The organism is Polaribacter butkevichii (assembly GCF_038024105.1).
In the GTDB taxonomy this organism is placed as follows: domain Bacteria; phylum Bacteroidota; class Bacteroidia; order Flavobacteriales; family Flavobacteriaceae; genus Polaribacter; species Polaribacter butkevichii.
In genome coordinates this window covers 1,962,269-1,980,844 of sequence record NZ_CP150661.1, presented here as the reverse complement: position 1 = coordinate 1,980,844, position 18,576 = coordinate 1,962,269, and the positions used below count along the sequence as shown (strand labels likewise).

Sequence of the window (18,576 nt, the reverse complement as noted above, 5' to 3'; positions counted from 1 at the left end):
TAGTTCATAAAATATCTTATACACGTACGTTACCATCTCCAATAATATAATATTTATTGGTCACTAATTTTTTTAACCCTAACGGACCTCTGTGATGCAACTTGTCTGTACTAATAGCTAATTCTGCGCCAACACCTAACTGACCTCCATCTGTAAACCTTGTAGATGAATTTTTATACACAGCAGCACAATCTACTTGTTCCATAAAACTTTCTGCACTTTCATCATTTGTGGTCATTATGGCTGCAGAATGTCCTCCGGAATATTTATTAATCTTTTCGGTAGCTTCGTCTAAATTTTCTACAGCACCAATACAGCATTTTAAAGCTAAAAATTCTTCTTTCCAAACACTCTCTTCAGAAATAATAGCTTCGTCTTTTAATATTTCTTTTACGCTTTTATCAACCAAAATAGTTACATTTTTTTCTTTTAAAACAGCTTCCAACTCTTTTAATTTTTTAGTGTAATCTTCTATGTTTTTGTTGATGAGGATTTTATCTAAAGCATTGCATGCAGAGATTTTAGCTGTTTTTGCATTAATAATAACGGCTAAAGTTTTGTTCCATTCTGCACTTTTATCAATATATATAAAGTTATTTCCTCTACCGCTAATTAAAACTGCACAAGTTGCATGTTCTTTTACAAAACTAATTAAGCGTTCGCCACCTCTAGGTACAATTAAATCTAATTGTTCTGTTGGGTTTTTTAAAAACGCTTGTGTTTCTGTTCTGTCCATTTGTAAGAACTTTATATAATCTTCACTTAGCTTATTTTCGATTAATGCCTTGTGCCAAAGAGCTACTAAGAACTTGTTACTATGTATGGCTTCTTTACCACCTTTTAGTAAAATTCTATTATTAGATTTAAAAGCTAAAACGGCAGCTTCTACGGTAACATCGGGTCTAGATTCGTAAATAATCATAATGGTGCCAAACGGAGCCGTTTTATTAGTAACTTTTAATCCGTTTTCTAAGGTTTTATGACTAATAATTTGATTTACTGGGTCTTCTTGCGCTTTTACTTCATTGATGGCTTTTATCATTCCATCAATTTTTTGATCATTTAAAATCAAACGTTCAAACATTGCTTGATCTTCTTTGTTAAAAGCGTCTAAATCTCTTTTATTGGCTTTTAACAAAGCTTCTCGATTTTCATCAAGAATTCTGGTCATGCTTTTTAATACGTTATTTTTAATGGTTGTATGTAATAATTTCATCTTATAGGTTTTAAAGTGCCACTTTTGTACCGACAGACTTTCCGTCAATAATATCAATAATCGTGTTATCCCTTTTTCCATTTGCTATATAAGTAGGTATGTTGTTAGAGGCTGCTTCTTGTGCATAATCTAATTTAGAGCCCATTCCGCCTCTGCCTTCACCGGGTTTCTTATTACTGTCTTTTATATATCTATCTAAATCTTCATCCGGATTTACATTGGTAATTAAATTACTACTTTCTGCTTCTGGATGTCCTGTGTAGAGTCCGTCAATATCTGTTAGAATAATTAATTTATCAGCATTTATTAACTGAGCAATTAAACTCGCTAACTCATCATTGTCAGAAAACATAGACATGGTAACAGAGACTGCGTCATCTTCATTGGCGATGGGAATGACTCCTTCGGCCAATAAACCTTCACAACAATTAATCATGTTTTGTCTGTGTACACCCGGAGTAAAATCTCTCTTTGTTGGTAAAACTTGTGCACATTTCATTCCGTAATCATTAAAAATATTGTAATAATGACGCATCATTCTTGGTTGTCCAATAGCAGAATATACTTGTCTTCTTTGTGTTTCGTTTTCTATATTAGAAGCTCCTAAAACTTCTTTACCAGCAATTACAGATCCAGAAGAAACTAGGATACAAATAATTCCACGTTCATATAATTCTGCAACCTGTTTTACTAAGCGTCTTAAAACAGGTCTAACAATTCTGTTATCCTTGTTTGTCATAACGTTGGTACCTACTTTTATTACGATTCTTTCTTTATACATTTTAATGTTCTTTACCCATTTCTACAGCTCTATTAAAAGCGGCAAAAGCGGCGTCTTTAATTAATTCGTTTACATTATTATCTTCCATAGAATCTAACGCAGCACGTGTTGTACCGCCTTTAGAAGCTACTTTTTCCATCCAAGAATTTGGCGATAAATTAGATTGGTTAAACAATTCTATAGCACCTGTAAAAGTCTGACTGACCAATACAGAAGAATCATTTTTAGAAAACCCCATTTTTAAGGCGGCTTCCATCATACTTTGCATAAAGTAAAATACATAAGCAGGCCCACTACCAGAAATCCCTGTAGATGCATCAATCAATTTTTCACTACTTACTTCCATAGATTTACCTGTGGTATCTAATAGGCTTTCTACAGTTAATTTTTCTATTCTAGATACTTCTGCAGAAGTTACATAAGAGGTTAAACCTTTACCAATTTGTGCTGGTAGGTTTGGCATTGCTCTTACTATTTTGTTTAGTCCAGAATATTTTTTGATGTTTTCTATGTTAACACCCGCCATAATAGATACAATAACCTGACCCGGTTTTGTAAATGGTTTTAGTGCTTTAAATAGATTTTCTGCATGATATGGTTTTACTGCAATAAAGATAATGTCTGCTTTGGGTACACAGTCTTCTAGTTCCTTAAAGGCATCAAAGTGAGATATTTTGTTTAATTCTTCTAGCTTTTCTGTAGATTTATCTAAAACCATGATGTTTTTTTTCTTTAACAATCTAGATTTAGACATTCCCTGGGCATATGTTAAGCCCATATTACCTGCTCCAATTACTAATATTTTCATTTTGTTTATTTTAAGTATTACTATTTTTAGCTTTTTATTTTGTAAACTATTTGTGCAATGTCATTTGAATTTTTTTTGATTCAAACCCGTTTTTCTTAAATAATTCAATGGCATTATTATCCTTATGTATGTTTAGCGATAAGTTACCGTTGCAATAATTGGTTGCTTTTTTTATTAATTTTGTTGCAATTTTTTGTTTTCTAAAATCTCTGTGAACAGCAAGATAAGTTATCAGATTTTCTGCTTGATACTCATTCATGCCTGTTTTATTGATAATAATTGCGCCAATTATTTTGTCTTTTTCTTCTATAATAAAAGCATAACCACCTAGACTAGAAGTTTCTTTTGCAGCATATAAAAGTGATTTTCGAATAGCACTTTTTTCATTTTTACAACCTTCTAAATGTTCGTGTAAAAACTTTAAAATTTTATTGATATTTAAGTATGACATCCTTGTAAAGGAGTCAAAAGTTTTGATAATCATTATATGTATTGATTTAATTTATCTAAAACGATAAATAATGAAAAGCCGAAAAAGCTATGTAAAAAGGTGTTAAACGAACTGTTTGTTTAACTAAAAAAAGAAGGTGTAAGTTTTTAGACTGATTTCTAAAAACTTCTTACTAAAAATTGAATATTCTAAAATTATTCAGTTTTTGTATCCTTGCTTAGAAGTACGCAAAGGTACAAAAATCATATGCCACAGTCAAATTATATAGGGTTTAATAAGGAGAAGTGGTTATTTTTACATTTTTAGATGTAGCTGAAATTGTGATAATTAAGTTGTTAAAAACGTTTAATTATCACTTGTATTTGAAGGTAATCTTGTTGGTTTTAAGTATTGCATTCATCCGAAGAAAGAATAGGTGTTTTGATCTTTTATAAGATGGTATGATAAACTTAGAGTTTAAGTAAAACTAATAAAAATTGACTATGTTTACTGGCTAGTAAAGCTTTTTGAATTAGGTTTTTATTAAAAAGGCTCCTTAGGCAATGCTTTTAAGTTGTTAATATATCTAACTTCGTTAAACGGTTTTTTACGCTCTAAAACATCTAATAATTCTATAGCCATACATTGGCTCATAAATTGTTTCGACTCTGTTTTATTGTAACCTAGATCCATTAACCTCTTATAAGTTATGCTTGCTTCTTTTGGATTGTTCTCTCTAATTTGATTTTCAATAATTTCAAATATCTGATTTTTTAAAGGATCGTTTGTGTTCATTTTTTTAACCGTTTAGTTGATAAATTTAATTTAATACGTGTAGCTAAGGTATCTGTTTTAAGTTTAAAAACAAACCAATTATTTACAAAGCATGACAAAAATGCAGACTTTTTCCTTTGGTATAGTTTTCGCATTTAATGTTGTAAATTAAAAGAGTATGAAAACATTTTTAAAAATTTTATTAACCGCTGTAGCAGTTATTGTTTTGGCTAATATTTTACCAGGCATCTCTGTGGCAGGCTATACATCTGCAATTATTGTAGCAATTGTAATTTCGTTATTAAATATGTTTGTGCGTCCGCTTTTAGTCTTTTTTACGTTACCAGCAACCATTGTTACTTTAGGTTTATTCTTGTTTGTAATTAATGCCTGTATAATTTTATTGGCAGATAAATTAGTAGATGGTTTTGCGGTATCAGGATTCTTTACTGCTTTATTATTCAGTATTTTGCTATCTATTTTTAGATCAGCATTATTTTCATTACTAAAAGAGGATCGTAGATCAATAGAAAACTAAATAACATTACTGAAATAGAAGTATTTAACATTTGTGCAATCAATTAAAATGATTAATTTTGCACTCGATTTTTTTAAGATAAAAGACAAGAAATGAATATTACAAAAGAAAACATTGATGCGTTAAACGCAGTTGTAAAAGTAGATATTGTTGCTGATGATTATCAAGCAAAAGTAACAGGTTTATTAGAAGATTATCGTAAAAAGGCAGATGTTCCTGGTTTTAGAAAAGGACATGTACCAATGGGGATGATTAAAAAGCAGTACGGTAAATCTATTATGATAGATGAAGTAAATAAGCTTTTACAAGAATCTTTAAATAAATTTATAGCAGAAGAAAAATTAGAAATGTTAGGTAATCCTTTACCTAGAATGACTGAAGATTTTAATTGGGATGCTGATGTTTTTTCTTTTGAATTTGAATTAGGTTTAGCACCTGTTTTTGATGTAGATTTAAAATCTAAAGACAAAGTAACACAATATAATATTATAGCAACAGATGAATTACTTGACGAAGAAGTTAAGAACATTCAAATACGTTACGGTAAAGTAACTGCTATAGATGAAGCTACTGAACAATCTAATGTAACAGGAACTTTTGTTAATGAAGAAAACGGAATTAACAAAAAATCTACTTTTTTAGTAAACGATCTTAAAGGAAAGAAGAACGAAAAGAAAGTAATTGGCGCTAAGGTTGGTGACGTAATTGAGTTAGAAACTAAAAAGTTATTTGAAGACGATCATAAATTACAACACATTTTAGGTGTAGAGCATGATGTAATTCATGATTTAGATGTAACTGTAACTTTAACGATAGAAGAAATTACAAAAACAGAACCAGCAGAGTTAGACCAAGAGTTGTTTGATAAATTATTTGCAGACGGAAGTGTAACTTCTGTAACTGAATTAAGAGAAAAAATTAAGGAAGACGCAGAAAAGCAATTTCAACAACAAGGAGATCAACAATTATTAAACGCCGTAACAGAGCATTTAGTAGAAAATACAAAGTTTGATTTACCTTCTGAATTCTTAAAAAAATGGTTAAGAACAGCAGGTGAAAAACCTTTAACAGAAGAAGAAGCTACTGCAGAATATGATAAATCAGAAAAAGGTTTACGTTATCAATTAATCGAAGGAAAAGTGATGAAAGATAATGACATCAAAATCGATTATGCAGAATTGGTAGACTATGCAAAAGGATTTATCCGCACGCAAATGGCTCAATTTGGTAACATGAATCCAGAAGAAAAAGAATTGGATGATATTGCCGGTAGAATTTTACAAAATCAAGAAGAAGCTCAAAAATTACAATCTCAATTAATTAGTAATAAATTATTAACTTTTTATAAAGAGAACATGAATTTTAAATCGAAAGAGCTTTCTTACGAAGACTTTATTAAAGAAGTATATAAATAAGACATTGTTTTTTAATGTCACCTCAAGCTCAGTCGAGAGGTTTTTAAATAATAAAAGATAAAAAACCTGAGTTGTTAGATTCAGGTTTTTTTAGCGACAAACTCAAACAAAATAGTAAGAAATAGTTCTTATATTTACAGTATTAAACTTAAAACAGCATCACGAAAATGGATTACGGAAAAGAGTTCGAAAAATACGCAACAAAACATCACGGAATTAACAGCAACTATTACGGTAAGATTACAAGTAGTGTAACGCCATATATTATGGAAGAACGCCAGATGAACATTACGCAAATGGATGTTTTTTCTCGTTTAATGATGGATAGAATTATCTTTTTAGGAACAGGGATTAATGACCAAGTAGCAAATATTATTCAGGCTCAGTTATTGTTTTTAGAAAGTGTAGATGCTAACAAAGATATTTCAATTTATATTAATTCTCCAGGAGGAGGCGTTTATGCAGGTTTAGGTATTTATGATACTATGCAGTTTATAAAACCAGATGTAGCAACAATTTGTACAGGTATGGCAGCTTCTATGGGAGCCGTTTTAATGTGTGCAGGAGCAGCAGGTAAACGTTCTGCATTGCCACACTCTAGAGTGATGATTCACCAACCTTTAGGAGGTGCACAAGGACAAGCTTCAGATATCGAAATTACTGCAAGAGAAATTATAAAGTTAAAAGGAGAGTTGTATGATATTATTGCAAATCACTCTGGTCAATCTGTAGAAAAAGTACACAACGATTCTGATAGAGATTATTGGATGAAAGCAGATGAAGCAAAAGCTTACGGAATGATTGATGAAGTTTTAGCAAGAAAGAAGTAATTATTTAGCAATAAGCAATAGGCTTTATGCAGTAAGCGCTGCGTAAGGCATAAGGCATAAAGCCTAAAGCCATTTAGAATGTCAAAAGAAGAAAACTTAGAATGTTCGTTTTGCGGACGAAAAAAAGCAGAAACAGACTTGCTAATTGCAGGAATGGATGCTCATATTTGCGATAAATGTATAGAACAAGCGCATGGTATTGTACAAGAAGAAATTTCTGATGCAAAATCGAGCGATTTGTCTAAAGATTTAATGCTAAAAAAGCCAAAAGAAATAAAAGAATTCTTAGATCAATATATTATTGGTCAGTTAGAAACCAAAAGAGCAATGTCTGTAGCTGTTTATAATCATTACAAAAGATTATTACAGAAAAAAGAAGATGAAGATGATGTAGAGATTGAAAAATCAAATATTGTTTTAGTTGGAGAAACAGGTACAGGGAAAACTTTAGTAGCAAAAACAATTGCAAGAATGCTAAACATTCCTTTTGCAATTGTAGATGCAACCGTTTTAACACAAGCAGGTTATGTTGGTGAAGATGTAGAAAGTATTTTAAGTAAATTATTGCAAGCTGCAGACTACGATGTAGAAAAAGCACAAAGAGGGATTATCTTTATTGATGAAATAGATAAAATTGCCAGAAAAGGTGATAATCCATCAATAACTAGAGATGTTTCTGGAGAAGGAGTACAGCAAGCTTTATTAAAATTATTAGAAGGTACAGTTGTAAATGTTGCACCTAAAGGTGGAAGAAAGCATCCTGAGCAAAAATTTATAGAAGTAGATACTAAAGAGATTTTATTTATTGCTGGTGGTGCATTTGCAGGAATCGAAAGATTTATAAGCAAGCGTTTAAACATGCAGGCTGTAGGTTTTGGAGCCTCTTTAGATGAAGATAAGGTAGATGAAGAAAACTTGTTGCAATACATTATTCCCTCAGATTTAAAAGCATTTGGTTTAATTCCAGAAATTATTGGGCGTTTACCTGTTTTAAGCTACATGAATCCTTTAGATGCTAAAACGTTAAGAGCTATTTTAACAGAGCCTAAAAACGCTATTATTAAGCAATATTCTAAGTTATTTACAATGGATGATGTTGCCTTTACGATAGAAGAGGAAGCTTTAAATTATATTGTAGAAAAAGCAGTAGAATATAAATTAGGAGCAAGAGGATTACGTTCTTTATGTGAAGCAATTTTTACAGACGCTATGTTTGATTTACCAAGTTCTAATGAAAAAGAATTTAATGTAACCAAAGAATATGCAGAAGCAAAATTGACAAATTCAGCTTTAAAAAAGTTAAAAGCAGCTTCTTAAAATTTAAGAAAAATAATGATAAAGCCTCACTATTAATTTAGTGAGGTTTTTTAGTTTTATAAATTATATGAAATAAGATAATTCTTATCTTTGTAATCCCTTTCCAATAAATTAAATTCATGATATTAAGAAGTACCATAGACCGCATTTTTGAAACTGCAAGAGTAGAAGAGGTTATTGGTGAATTTGTTCAGCTTAAAAAAGCAGGAAGTAACTTTAAAGGGTTAAGCCCCTTTACAGATGAAAAATCGCCTTCTTTTATGGTGTCTCCCGTAAAACAAATTTGGAAAGATTTTTCTACAGGTAAAGGAGGTAATTCTGTTTCCTTTTTAATGGAACATGAACATTATACGTATCCAGAAGCTCTAAGGTGGTTGGCAAAAAAGTACAATATAGAAATAGAAGAAACAGAGCAAACTTCTGAAGAGAAGGAGCATATGAATGAACGCGAAAGCATGTTCTTGGTTTCTACTTTTGCCAAAGATTATTTTAATAATGTAATGTTAAATACCAATAAAGGAAAAGCAATAGGGTTGTCTTACTTTAAAGAGCGTGGTTTTACGGATGAAACTATTAAAAAGTTCGAATTAGGGTATTGTATTGATGAATGGGATAATTTTACAAAAGCAGCTTTAGCAAAAGGATACGACTTAAAGTTTTTGGCATCAACAGGATTAACCATTGTAAAAGAAAACAAGCAGTTCGACCGTTTTAAAGGACGTGTAATGTTTCCGATTCACTCTATGTCTGGTAGAGTTTTAGGTTTTGGAGGACGTATTTTAACTGCGGATAAAAAAGCAGCCAAATATTTAAATTCACCAGAAAGTGATATTTACCATAAGAGTAAAATTTTATATGGATTATACCAAGCAAAAAAAGAAATAGCCAAACAAGACAATTGCTTTTTGGTAGAAGGATATACAGATGTAATTTCTTTTAATCAATCTGGTGTAGAAAATGTGGTGGCCTCTTCTGGTACCGCTTTAACTCCAGATCAAATTAGATTGATAAACAGACTAACCAAAAATATTACGGTACTTTTTGATGGAGATGCAGCAGGTATTAGAGCTTCTATTCGTGGTATCGATTTAATTTTAGAGCAAGGAATGAACGTAAAAGTAGTTCAATTTCCTGATGGCGAAGATCCAGATAGTTTTGCTAAAGCAAACTCAAATGCAGAATTAAAGAAATATTTAGAAGATTCAGCACAAGATTTTATCAATTTTAAAGTATCTCTTTTATTAAAAGATTCTAACAACGATCCTATTAAAAAGGCAGGCGTTATTAGAGACATTGTAACCAGTATTTCTAAAATTCCAGATGGCATTCAACGAGAAGTTTATGTGCAAGAATGTTCTAGAATTATGGATATTTCTGAACGTGTTTTGTTTAGTGAATTGGCACAGTTATTAAAAAAAGGAGCGCAAGAAAAAAGTAAAGTTAGCAGACAGCAAAATAATACTCAAGAAGACCCAAATCAGCCACCTCCTGGATATTTTATGGAGCAAGGTAAAGGTAAAATGGGATTGGTAAAAGGAGGAGCTGCTACTTCTCAAAAAATTGATCAACTTTCAATTTTAGAAAATGAAATTATTAAAATTTTACTTTTATACGGTAACGAAGAGGTAGAGTTTGTAGAAGAAGTTATTCATGTAGATGAAGAAGGAAGAGAAGAGATTGGTACAAGAAAATATGAAAATACAGTTTCAGCAGAAATTTATGTGCATTTGCATGAAGATGAAATAGAATTTTCTAATCCGCTTTTTCAAGAAATTTATACAGAGATAATTCATCAATTAAACCAATTAGAAAAATTAGATATTGATGGTTTAATTAATCATAAGAATTCTGAGATTTCTACCATTGTAACTTCTATTTTAATGGAGAAAGAAAATCCAAATAGACAGTTAAGTGATTGGGAAGGTCAAAACATAGAAGTTAAATCTGCCTTAGAAGTTTTAGCAAAAGATGTAAACGATGTTGTTTATAATTTAAGAAGAGTGTTAATTGGTGAAAAGATAGAGGAGTTGATGGATGACGCTGTTAAAAACCAAGGGGCTACTATAGATTTAGAAGTTATAAAAAACTATACAAGTCTGAAAATGAGGCTTTTTGAAAAATTGAACAGAGTAGTGTAATATTAATAAATTGTAAAATAGGGTGTTTAACCCCGTAGTTGCAATTTATAATTAGATAGAATTATTGTATATTGCACCCGCAGAAAGAAAAGCCAATATTACTATGAAAACACTATTACAATTACTAAAGATTATTCAGTTATTCATATTGCTACCATTTGAAATCTCGAAAGGTTCTAAGAAAAGAGCTTACATGAAGATTAAAAAAATGATGGTTGCGGCAAATATTTTGTAACAAAAGTCTTTAAAAAAACCTTAATTTAACCAAATTAAGGTTTTTTTATATAAGAATTTTATTTTATTTCTTTTGGTATTTCACAAATAGGAATTGGTAACATTTTATGTTGGTTAATTCTATTTAATCTTGAGTAAATTTTAAAGACTTCTTGATTTCTTCCTTCAAAATTTTCTTCAGATTTCCCTAACTCTTGCATATTCATAGCCCACTCCAGTTCATCGTAAGAAGCTCCTATTTGATCTTCATCTGTTCTACTATCTCCAAATAAACCATCTGTTGGTTGTGCTTCTTGTATAGAATTTGGTACTCCTAAAAAAGCAGCTAATTCATAAACTTCAGATTTCATTAAATCTGCAATAGGACTTAAATCTACACCTCCATCACCATATTTTGTGTAAAAACCAACACCAAAATCTTCTACTTTATTACCCGTACCAGCCACTAAGTAACCGTGTAAACCTGCTAAATAATATAAAGTAGTCATTCTAAGTCTTGCTCTAGTGTTTGCAAGTGATAAATCTACCGTTGCAGAAGGAGCTACGTTTGGTATTACGTTTTTAAAATCTTCAAAAGTAGATGTTAAATCAACTTTTACATCAGATACATTTTTAAAATTACTTTTTAACTGGGTAATATGTTCTTGTGCTCTAGTAACCTGACTAGGTGCTTGGTGAATGGGCATTTCTACACATAGAGTAGGAAATCCAGTTTTTGCGCACAAGGTAGATGTTAAAGCAGAGTCAATTCCGCCAGAAATTCCAATTACAAATCCTTTTACTTTTGCATTTTCAGCATATTCTTTTAACCATTTTATGATATATTCGGCAACCTTTTCCGTCTTCATTGATAAACTATTTTAGTATTTTTAGCGTTCTTAAATATAAAGACTAAGATACAAAGAATATGAGATTTTATTTTATGAATTTAATGGTTTTCTGTATGTTTTTTTCATGTTCTGATAAAAAAAATAATCAAATTGATGTTTCAACTATAAATGTTGATTTTTCGGTAAAAAGATACGAAGCTGATTTTTATAATTCAACAGAAAATGATTTACCAATTCTTAAAAAAAAGTATCCGTATTTGTTTCCAAAAGCATTTACAGATAGTTTGGCAATTGCTAAGTTAAATAATAAAGATGAACAGGAATTATTTAGTGAAACTCAAAAGTTGTATAAAGATGTTTCTAAATTAAAAATAGAGTTATTAGATCTTTTTAAGCATATTAAATATTACAATACCAACTTTAAAGCACCTAAGGTAGTTACAATGATTTCTAACATTGACTATGTTAATAGAGTTATTTATGCAGATAGTTTGTTGTTTATTTCTTTAGATGTTTATTTAGGAAAAACACATAAATTTTATTCAGATTATCCAAAGTATATTAAAGAGAATAATACTAAAGAAAACATAATTGTTGATGTTGCAAATTCTATCATAAAAAAACAATTAGTGTCTTTACCTAAAAGAAGTTTTATGGATAAGATGATTTATGAAGGGAAAAAGATGTACCTATTAGATTTATATTTACCAATTATTTCAGATAAATTAAAAATAGGATATTCAAAAGAAAAAATGGATTGGGTACTTGCTAATGAAACGGATATTTGGAAATATTTTATTGAAAAGAAATTGTTATTTAGCACAGACACAAAGTTAAATAAAAGATTTTTAGAGAATGCTCCTTTTTCTAAGTTCTACTTACAGAACGATACGCAATCTCCAGGAAGAATAGGAGTGTGGTTAGGATGGCAAATAGTGAGGTCATATATGCAAAATAATGATGTATCTTTGCAAGAATTATTAATAATTGATTCTGAAGAGTTATTCAAAAAATCAAAATACAAGCCTAAAAAATAATGTCAGTAAAACATAATTCACAAATTAATTTCGAAATTGGTTTAGACGAAAACAAAGTTCCTGAAGAAATTTCTTGGACAGCAAAAGATGGAGATATACATAATGAAGCATCAAAAGCTATTATGATTTCCGTATGGGATCATAAGAAAAAAGATACTTTACGTATGGATTTATGGACAAAAGATATGCCTATAGATGAGATGAAACAATTTTATCATCAAACATTAGTTTCTATGGCAAATTCTTTTGAGCGTGCAACAGATGATCAAAAAATGAGTGCAACTATGAGAGATTTTTGTGATTACTTTGCAGAAAAATTAGAGTTGAAATAAGTAAAATATTATTCTTATTAAATAAGGTTGTTCAATTAATTTGAATAACCTTATTTTTTTGTGCTTACAAGAGTTTATTTAATCTTTTAAAAACTAAAATCTCATCAAAAAAAAAAAGGGGAGACTACATTGTAGTCTCCCCTTTTTTATAAGATAAATTAATTATTCATCAATTCTTTCTACAGGTCCAATTGCATCAATTGGTTTAATTTCAACCCTTCTGTTTAATTGTCTTCCGCCAGCATTAGCGTTAGAGAATTTAGGTCTAGATTCACCATAACCTTTAGGTGTTAATCTGTCATTAGCAATACCTTGCTTAATCATGTATTTTCTTACACTTTCTGCTCTTCTTTGAGATAAGTACAAGTTGTATTTATCACTATTTCTATCATCAGTATGACCTTCAATAACAAATTTAACATCTGGTATTTTTTTCATTAACATAATAATTTGATCAATAGTACTGTAAGAAATTAATTTAATTTTATCGCTATTGGTATCAAAATAAATACTAGTTGCTAATAATCCAATTTGTTGCGTAATATTAACTGGAGGTACGGCTTCTTGCTTAGGACATCCTCTGTTTTCTACAGGACCAGGAGTATTTGGACATAAATCTTTTGCATCCATTACACCATCTCCGTCTGAATCTTCGTTTAAAGGACAACCTTCATTTGAAACAGGACCATACTCTAAAGGACATTTATCTTTATAATCTGGTAATCCGTCTTTATCTGCATCTACAGCTTGACCATTACCATATACCATTGCACCTTTAGGTGTGTTTGGTTCTACATCTAATTGATCCATTACACCGTCATTATCTGTGTCAATAATTTTAAATTGATCTCCAGGAACTGGATCTTTAGCCCAAATGATGTATTCTTTTTTCTTTCCTAATTTTAAAACAACCCCTAAACTAGTAACAAAAAAGTTTTCCCAGTTTTGTTTGTCAGAAATTGCTGCGTCTAAATGATCTTCATTATTAAAGTACATTCCTGTTCTAAACTCAACATCTAAGCGTCTGCTTATTCTTCTTTTAATACCTAATTGTGTAGATAAATAGATAGAACTTGCTTCACTTACACTATTTCTGGCTGGGTTATATCCAAAATCTGCATCAGAGATTTTTACGTAAGAACCATCTGCTAATCTATCAAATAAAGCAGAATCGTATTGGTGGTATCCAACACCAAAGTATCCAGAAATATTCCAATTTCTTGTGTCTCTTCTATAAAGGTTAGAAAAACTTACAATTAAGTTTAATTCTGCACCATAAGCGCTCCCTTCAAATTTCATGTTGTCTCTAATAACACCATTTGGTACGTAAGCAAGACTGTATGTGTTAGAAAAATATTGAGCTCCACCAGACATTTTGTTGTAGGTAGCTTTAAATTCTAATCCTAATATTGGATTAAACATTTTATCTACATAAACATACCCTCCAAAATTCCAATAATTAGTATCATCACTGGTACCAATAGAGCGTAAATCTCCATGCATAATAAAATTACTAAATCCACCTCCAATAGCCCATGTGTTACTCTCTTTAATAACATCTGTAACTTTTACATCTGTACTATCTTTGTGAATAATTTTGCCATCATTAGATTGACCAAAAGATTGAGCAATAATAATAGTACTAAATAGAATAAATAAATAAATTCTCCTCATTTTAATTTGATTTTTTGTTTTAAACAATACAGGGGAATGATTCCCGCAAAAATATAATTTTTTTTTATTAGAAATGCTTTATTTTGTTAACAATATTACTATAGTCTTCTTTATTATTTACAAAATCCATTTCTGATACATCTATAACTAATAAATTTAGACTTTTTTCAGTTTTAATAAAACTTTTATAACCGTTATGTATTCGTTTTAGATAGCTAGGTTCTATTTTTTGTTCATAATCTCTACCTCTTTTTTTAATATTTTCTAATAGTCGATCTGTGTTTTGATATAGATAAATATAAAGATCTGGTTTTGTAATTTCTTTATACATTAAATCGAACATTTTACGGTATAAAAGGTATTCTTCCTTTTGTAATGTAACTTGCGCAAAAATTAAAGATTTAAAGATATAGTAATCCGATACAATGAAGTTTTTAAATAAGTCGAATTGTGCTAAGTCATCGGTTAGTTGTTGATATCTGTCGGCTAAAAAACTCATCTCTAAAGGGAATGCATATCGTTCTTTGTCTTCGTAAAATTTTGGCAAAAAAGGATTGTCAGCAAAACGTTCTAAAACCATTTTAGCATTAAATTCTTCAGAAATCATTTTTGCTAAAGAAGTTTTACCGGCTCCAATATTTCCTTCTATTGCTATATAATTGTATTTTTCGGAAATAGGAATTGGTCTTTGTAATTTGTCTTTTATTTTTGTGATGTCTGAAGTGTCATTGCAATTTTGTAAACAGTCATCAATTTGTTTTTTTTCTGTTGGATGAATAACGGTTGGAGCTACTTCTGCTAATGGAATCATTACAAATTTTCGTTGCAACATTTTAGAGTGTGGAACGATTAGTGTTTTAGAAAAGAGTATGTCATTATCGTATAACAAGATATCTATATCTATGTTTCTATTTTGGTATCCTTCTTTAGAAGAGCGCTGTCTTCCTAAATCATTTTCTATTTTTAATAGAGAACTCATTAAGGCTTCAGGTTGTAGATTGGTAGAAATTTTGATGCAAATATTAAAGAAATCATCTCCATCAAAGCCCCAAGAAGGCGTTTTATATATTGATGATATTTTTTGAATTACACCAATGCCATCATCTATTAAATTAATAGCATTTTGTAGGTTTTCTATTTTATTACCTTGGTTTGTTCCTAAAGATAAATATGTTGTTCGATGTATTTTCATAAAGCGATACAAAGAAAATAAAAGCATTTAGATAATTAGCTATAAACAAAAAAAATCGCCAAAATTAATTGGCGATTTTTAAAATTATGAATAAGATACTGAAACTAGTTCAGCATGATATTTATTCTTCTTTTCTTGGTGCTCTTGGTTTTCTGTCATCACGTCCGCGATTATCTCTGCTTCTGTTATCACGTCCACCAGAACGTTTGTCATCTCTAGGTGGTCTTGCTACATAACCTTCTGGTTTTGGTAACAATGCTTTTCTAGAAACTTTTTCTTTACGAGTTCTTGGGTCAAGTCCAAAGTACTTCACATCAAAAACATCACCCATGTTTACTACATCGGTTACGTTTTCTGTACGTTCCCAAGCTAATTCACTTACGTGTAATAAAACTTCGTTTCCTGGAGCCTCAACATATTCTACTACAGCACCAAAGTCTAACATTTTAATTACTTTAACTTCATAAGCGCTACCAACTTGTGGTTTGAATAGCATTGACTCTATACGAGCAATTACTTGTTCTATTCCTGCTGGATCGGTTCCTAAAATTTCAATAATTCCTTCTTCGGTTACAGCGTCTTCAGTTATAACAATTGTAGTTCCTGTTTCTTTCTGTAATTCTTGAATATGTTTACCAGATGGTCCAATAAATGCACCAATCATATCGTTAGGGATACGTCTGTTTATCATTTTCGGAGCATGATCTTTTACTTCTCCGTTTGCAGTTGCAATAGTATCAGTAATTTTTCCTAAAATATGGAAACGTCCATCTCTTGCTTGTTTTAGTGCGTTTACTAAAATTTCGTAAGAAAGACCTTTTACTTTAATGTCCATTTGACAAGCAGTGATTCCTTCTGTAGTACCAGTTACTTTAAAGTCCATATCTCCTAAGTGATCTTCATCGCCTAAAATATCAGATAAAACTGCATAACGGTCTCCATCAGAAATTAATCCCATTGCAATACCAGATACAGGTCTAATCATTTTTACACCAGCATCCATTAATGCCATTGTACCTGCACAAACAGTTGCCATAGAAGAAGAGCCGTTAGACTCTAAAACTTCAGAAACTACTCTCACTGTATAAGGACAATCTGCAGGAATCATTCCTTTTAAACCACGTTGTGCTAAGTTACCGTGCCCAACTTCTCTACGAGATGTTCCTCTTAAAGGTCTTGCTTCACCTGTACAAAAAGGAGGGAAGTTATAGTGTAAATAGAAATTTTCTTCACCTTCGTAAGATGGCATATCTATTTTCATTGCATCTCTTGATGTTCCTAAAGTTACGGTTGCTAATGCTTGCGTTTCTCCACGAGTAAAGATTGATGAACCATGTACAGATGGTAAATAATCTACTTCACACCAAATTGGTCTAATGTCTGTTGTTTTACGTCCGTCTAAACGTAAACCTTCAGATAAAGTTAATTCTCTAACAGCTGCTTTTTGAGATTTATTAAAATATTTACTCACTAAATCTCCGTAATCTTCTAATTCTTCTTCTGTAAAAGAAGCTATTACTTCTTCTTTTATTTCAGCAAATGCGTTTGTACGCTCTACTTTAGAAGTTCCTTTTTTAGCAATTGCATAACACTTATCGTAAGTAAGTTCATTTATTTTAGCTGCTAATTCTTCATCTTCTCTTTCTCCTTGGTATACTCTTGTTTCTTTTTTACCAAAAGCTTCTGCTAATTTAATTTGAGCAGCACATTGTACTTTAATAGCTTCATGGGCAAATTTAATTGCATCTGCCATTTCTTCTTCAGAAATTTCATCCATTTCACCTTCCACCATCATTACAGAATCTGCAGAGGCTCCAATCATCATATCGATGTCAGATTCTGCTAATTGCGCTCTGTTAGGGTTGATAACAAATTCTCCGTTAATACGACCAACTCTTGCTTCAGAGATAGGGCATTCGAATGGGAAATCTGATAATTGTATAGCTGCAGAAGCTGCTAAACCTGCTAATGCATCTGGCATAACATCTTCATCATGAGACATTAACTGAATCATAACTTGTACTTCTGCGTGGTAATCCTTTGGAAATAATGGACGTAAAACACGGTCTACAAGACGCATTGTTAATACTTCTCCATCACTTGGTCTTGCTTCTCTTTTAAAGAAACCTCCAGGATATCTACCTGCAGCAGCAAACTTTTCTCTATAATCTACTGTAAGTGGTAAAAAATCAACGTCTGATTGTTTGTAATTAGAAACAACTGTACATAATAACATTGCTTTTCCCATTTGAACAACAACAGAACCGTGCGCTTGTTTCGCTAATTTACCGGTTTCTAACGAGATGGTTCTTCCATCTCCAAGGTCTATAACCTCTCTAAATACTTTTGGAATCATAAATTTTAATTCTAATTTTTTTAATTTGTTTGTTGTTGTGTTGTTGTATGTTGTTACAATGGAAATTCAAAAATGCTGTTACTATTTTTGATTTTTTTTTCTGCTTTTTACAGAAATAGTGGTTAATAAATTTAACCTTTTTTATATAAATTCTGTTTGTTAGTCAGAATATATTATTTTTTTAATTCCTTTTAATAGGGAATACAAATTTACTATTTTGTAGCAAGCTACAAGGATTTATTGTAAAAAAAAAGAGGCACGTTTATAGAGCCTCTTTTTGTAAGAATTATTTTCTAATTCCTAATTCTTTAATTATTTCACGATATCTTACAATATCAGTTTTCTTTAGATAATCTAATAAACTTCTACGTTTACCAACCAACATTACTAATGAACGCTCTGTATTATAATCTTTACGATTGTTTTTTAAGTGTTCTGTTAAATGGTTAATTCTGTAAGTGAATAATGCAATTTGACCTTCTGAAGAACCAGTATCGTTTTTTCCTTTACCGTGTTTTTCGAAGATGCTTTCTTTTACTTCTTTAGTTAAATACATTCCAATATTATTTAAATGATTATTATGTATATCAATGATAGATTTCATTGAAGCTGCAAATATATAATTATTTTTTTAAATAGAAATGCTACCGAAGTTGTTCTTTTAATTGTTTTGC

General features: G+C 30.7%; 17 protein-coding genes. 7 read left to right on the top strand and 10 right to left on the bottom strand.

What is annotated here, in order from left to right:
- Positions 1–16 precede the first annotated feature (16 nt).
- The 5 genes from WG951_RS08315 to WG951_RS08295 form a co-directional block, all read right to left on the bottom strand.
- Positions 17–1,216, bottom strand: a complete 1,200-nt coding sequence (locus WG951_RS08315; RefSeq protein WP_105050238.1) for a glutamate-5-semialdehyde dehydrogenase — start codon at positions 1,214–1,216, stop codon at positions 17–19.
- Between the two features lie 10 nt (positions 1,217–1,226).
- Entirely contained in the window at positions 1,227–1,997 is a 771-nt protein-coding gene (gene proB / locus WG951_RS08310) for a glutamate 5-kinase (RefSeq protein WP_105050239.1), read from the bottom strand.
- Position 1,998: 1 nt separating this feature from the next.
- Positions 1,999–2,805 (bottom strand): pyrroline-5-carboxylate reductase, encoded by an 807-nt coding sequence (gene proC, locus WG951_RS08305; RefSeq protein WP_105050240.1) that lies wholly within the window; start codon positions 2,803–2,805, stop codon positions 1,999–2,001.
- Between the two features lie 46 nt (positions 2,806–2,851).
- The gene (locus tag WG951_RS08300) at positions 2,852–3,256 is read right to left on the bottom strand and encodes a GNAT family N-acetyltransferase (RefSeq protein ID WP_170062928.1); all 405 of its coding nucleotides are present in this window, start codon (positions 3,254–3,256) and stop codon (positions 2,852–2,854) included.
- Positions 3,257–3,778: 522 nt separating this feature from the next.
- Entirely contained in the window at positions 3,779–4,030 is a 252-nt protein-coding gene (locus WG951_RS08295; RefSeq protein ID WP_105050242.1) for a hypothetical protein, read from the bottom strand.
- Between the two features lie 157 nt (positions 4,031–4,187).
- Between WG951_RS08295 and WG951_RS08290 the strand changes: the two genes are divergently transcribed.
- From WG951_RS08290 to dnaG, 5 genes are all read left to right on the top strand, one after another.
- Complete coding sequence (locus WG951_RS08290; RefSeq protein WP_105050243.1) at positions 4,188–4,547, top strand: phage holin family protein; 360 nt, start codon at positions 4,188–4,190, stop codon at positions 4,545–4,547.
- Between the two features lie 92 nt (positions 4,548–4,639).
- The gene (gene tig, locus WG951_RS08285) at positions 4,640–5,962 is read left to right on the top strand and encodes a trigger factor (protein WP_105050244.1); all 1,323 of its coding nucleotides are present in this window, start codon (positions 4,640–4,642) and stop codon (positions 5,960–5,962) included.
- Positions 5,963–6,129: 167 nt separating this feature from the next.
- Positions 6,130–6,792 (top strand): ATP-dependent Clp endopeptidase proteolytic subunit ClpP, encoded by a 663-nt coding sequence (gene clpP, locus WG951_RS08280; RefSeq protein ID WP_105050245.1) that lies wholly within the window; start codon positions 6,130–6,132, stop codon positions 6,790–6,792.
- Positions 6,793–6,870: 78 nt separating this feature from the next.
- Positions 6,871–8,109, top strand: coding sequence for an ATP-dependent Clp protease ATP-binding subunit ClpX (clpX, locus tag WG951_RS08275; RefSeq protein ID WP_105050246.1), 1,239 nt, complete (start codon positions 6,871–6,873; stop codon positions 8,107–8,109).
- A 119-nt stretch (positions 8,110–8,228) separates the two neighbouring features.
- A complete protein-coding gene (dnaG, locus tag WG951_RS08270; RefSeq protein ID WP_105050247.1) occupies positions 8,229–10,247 on the top strand; it encodes a DNA primase in 2,019 nt (672 codons plus the stop codon).
- A 293-nt stretch (positions 10,248–10,540) separates the two neighbouring features.
- Here dnaG and nadE read toward each other — a convergent pair whose 3' ends face one another.
- Positions 10,541–11,329 carry an NAD(+) synthase gene (gene nadE / locus WG951_RS08265; protein WP_105050248.1) on the bottom strand — a complete coding sequence of 263 codons (789 nt, stop codon included), beginning with the start codon at positions 11,327–11,329 and terminating at the stop codon, positions 10,541–10,543.
- 59 nt (positions 11,330–11,388) lie between these two features.
- Here nadE and gldB point away from each other — a divergent pair, with 59 nt between their 5' ends.
- Together gldB and gldC are read left to right on the top strand one after the other, a co-directional pair.
- Positions 11,389–12,348 carry a gliding motility lipoprotein GldB gene (gldB, locus tag WG951_RS08260; RefSeq protein WP_105050249.1) on the top strand — a complete coding sequence of 320 codons (960 nt, stop codon included), beginning with the start codon at positions 11,389–11,391 and terminating at the stop codon, positions 12,346–12,348.
- Positions 12,348–12,680 (top strand): gliding motility protein GldC, encoded by a 333-nt coding sequence (gldC, locus tag WG951_RS08255; RefSeq protein WP_105050250.1) that lies wholly within the window; start codon positions 12,348–12,350, stop codon positions 12,678–12,680. The genes gldB and gldC overlap by 1 nt, the downstream gene beginning before the upstream one ends.
- Positions 12,681–12,842: 162 nt before the next feature.
- On the opposite strand, the gene WG951_RS08250 is transcribed toward gldC, so the two are convergent.
- The 4 genes from WG951_RS08250 to rpsO form a co-directional block, all read right to left on the bottom strand.
- Complete coding sequence (locus tag WG951_RS08250) at positions 12,843–14,354, bottom strand: OmpA family protein (RefSeq protein ID WP_340916074.1); 1,512 nt, start codon at positions 14,352–14,354, stop codon at positions 12,843–12,845.
- A gap of 67 nt (positions 14,355–14,421) precedes the next feature.
- Positions 14,422–15,546 carry a 2-amino-4-hydroxy-6-hydroxymethyldihydropteridine diphosphokinase gene (gene folK, locus WG951_RS08245; RefSeq protein WP_105050251.1) on the bottom strand — a complete coding sequence of 375 codons (1,125 nt, stop codon included), beginning with the start codon at positions 15,544–15,546 and terminating at the stop codon, positions 14,422–14,424.
- A 121-nt stretch (positions 15,547–15,667) separates the two neighbouring features.
- Positions 15,668–17,902: a polyribonucleotide nucleotidyltransferase gene (locus WG951_RS08240; protein WP_105050252.1), complete on the bottom strand. Its 2,235-nt coding sequence runs from the start codon at positions 17,900–17,902 to the stop codon at positions 15,668–15,670.
- Between the two features lie 286 nt (positions 17,903–18,188).
- Positions 18,189–18,458, bottom strand: a complete 270-nt coding sequence (gene rpsO / locus WG951_RS08235) for a 30S ribosomal protein S15 (protein WP_105050635.1) — start codon at positions 18,456–18,458, stop codon at positions 18,189–18,191.
- Between the last annotated feature and the right edge of the window lie 118 nt (positions 18,459–18,576).

Bases quoted from the DNA above. Each gene is read 5' to 3' on its own strand.
- WG951_RS08295 (WP_105050242.1), bottom strand. From the start codon at position 4,030: ATGAACACAAACGATCCTTTAAAAAATCAGATATTTGAAATTATTGAA.
- rpsO (WP_105050635.1), bottom strand. From the start codon at position 18,458: ATGTATTTAACTAAAGAAGTAAAAGAAAGCATCTTCGAAAAACACGGT.
- WG951_RS08290 (WP_105050243.1), top strand. From the start codon at position 4,188: ATGAAAACATTTTTAAAAATTTTATTAACCGCTGTAGCAGTTATTGTT.
- clpP (WP_105050245.1), top strand. From the start codon at position 6,130: ATGGATTACGGAAAAGAGTTCGAAAAATACGCAACAAAACATCACGGA.
- clpX (WP_105050246.1), top strand. From the start codon at position 6,871: ATGTCAAAAGAAGAAAACTTAGAATGTTCGTTTTGCGGACGAAAAAAA.
- WG951_RS08300 (WP_170062928.1), bottom strand. From the start codon at position 3,256: ATGTCATACTTAAATATCAATAAAATTTTAAAGTTTTTACACGAACAT.
- tig (WP_105050244.1), top strand. From the start codon at position 4,640: ATGAATATTACAAAAGAAAACATTGATGCGTTAAACGCAGTTGTAAAA.
- nadE (WP_105050248.1), bottom strand. From the start codon at position 11,329: ATGAAGACGGAAAAGGTTGCCGAATATATCATAAAATGGTTAAAAGAA.
- WG951_RS08240 (WP_105050252.1), bottom strand. From the start codon at position 17,902: ATGATTCCAAAAGTATTTAGAGAGGTTATAGACCTTGGAGATGGAAGA.
- gldC (WP_105050250.1), top strand. From the start codon at position 12,348: ATGTCAGTAAAACATAATTCACAAATTAATTTCGAAATTGGTTTAGAC.
- dnaG (WP_105050247.1), top strand. From the start codon at position 8,229: ATGATATTAAGAAGTACCATAGACCGCATTTTTGAAACTGCAAGAGTA.
- WG951_RS08250 (WP_340916074.1), bottom strand. From the start codon at position 14,354: ATGAGGAGAATTTATTTATTTATTCTATTTAGTACTATTATTATTGCT.
- WG951_RS08315 (WP_105050238.1), bottom strand. From the start codon at position 1,216: ATGAAATTATTACATACAACCATTAAAAATAACGTATTAAAAAGCATG.
- proB (WP_105050239.1), bottom strand. From the start codon at position 1,997: ATGTATAAAGAAAGAATCGTAATAAAAGTAGGTACCAACGTTATGACA.
- gldB (WP_105050249.1), top strand. From the start codon at position 11,389: ATGAGATTTTATTTTATGAATTTAATGGTTTTCTGTATGTTTTTTTCA.
- folK (WP_105050251.1), bottom strand. From the start codon at position 15,546: ATGAAAATACATCGAACAACATATTTATCTTTAGGAACAAACCAAGGT.
- proC (WP_105050240.1), bottom strand. From the start codon at position 2,805: ATGAAAATATTAGTAATTGGAGCAGGTAATATGGGCTTAACATATGCC.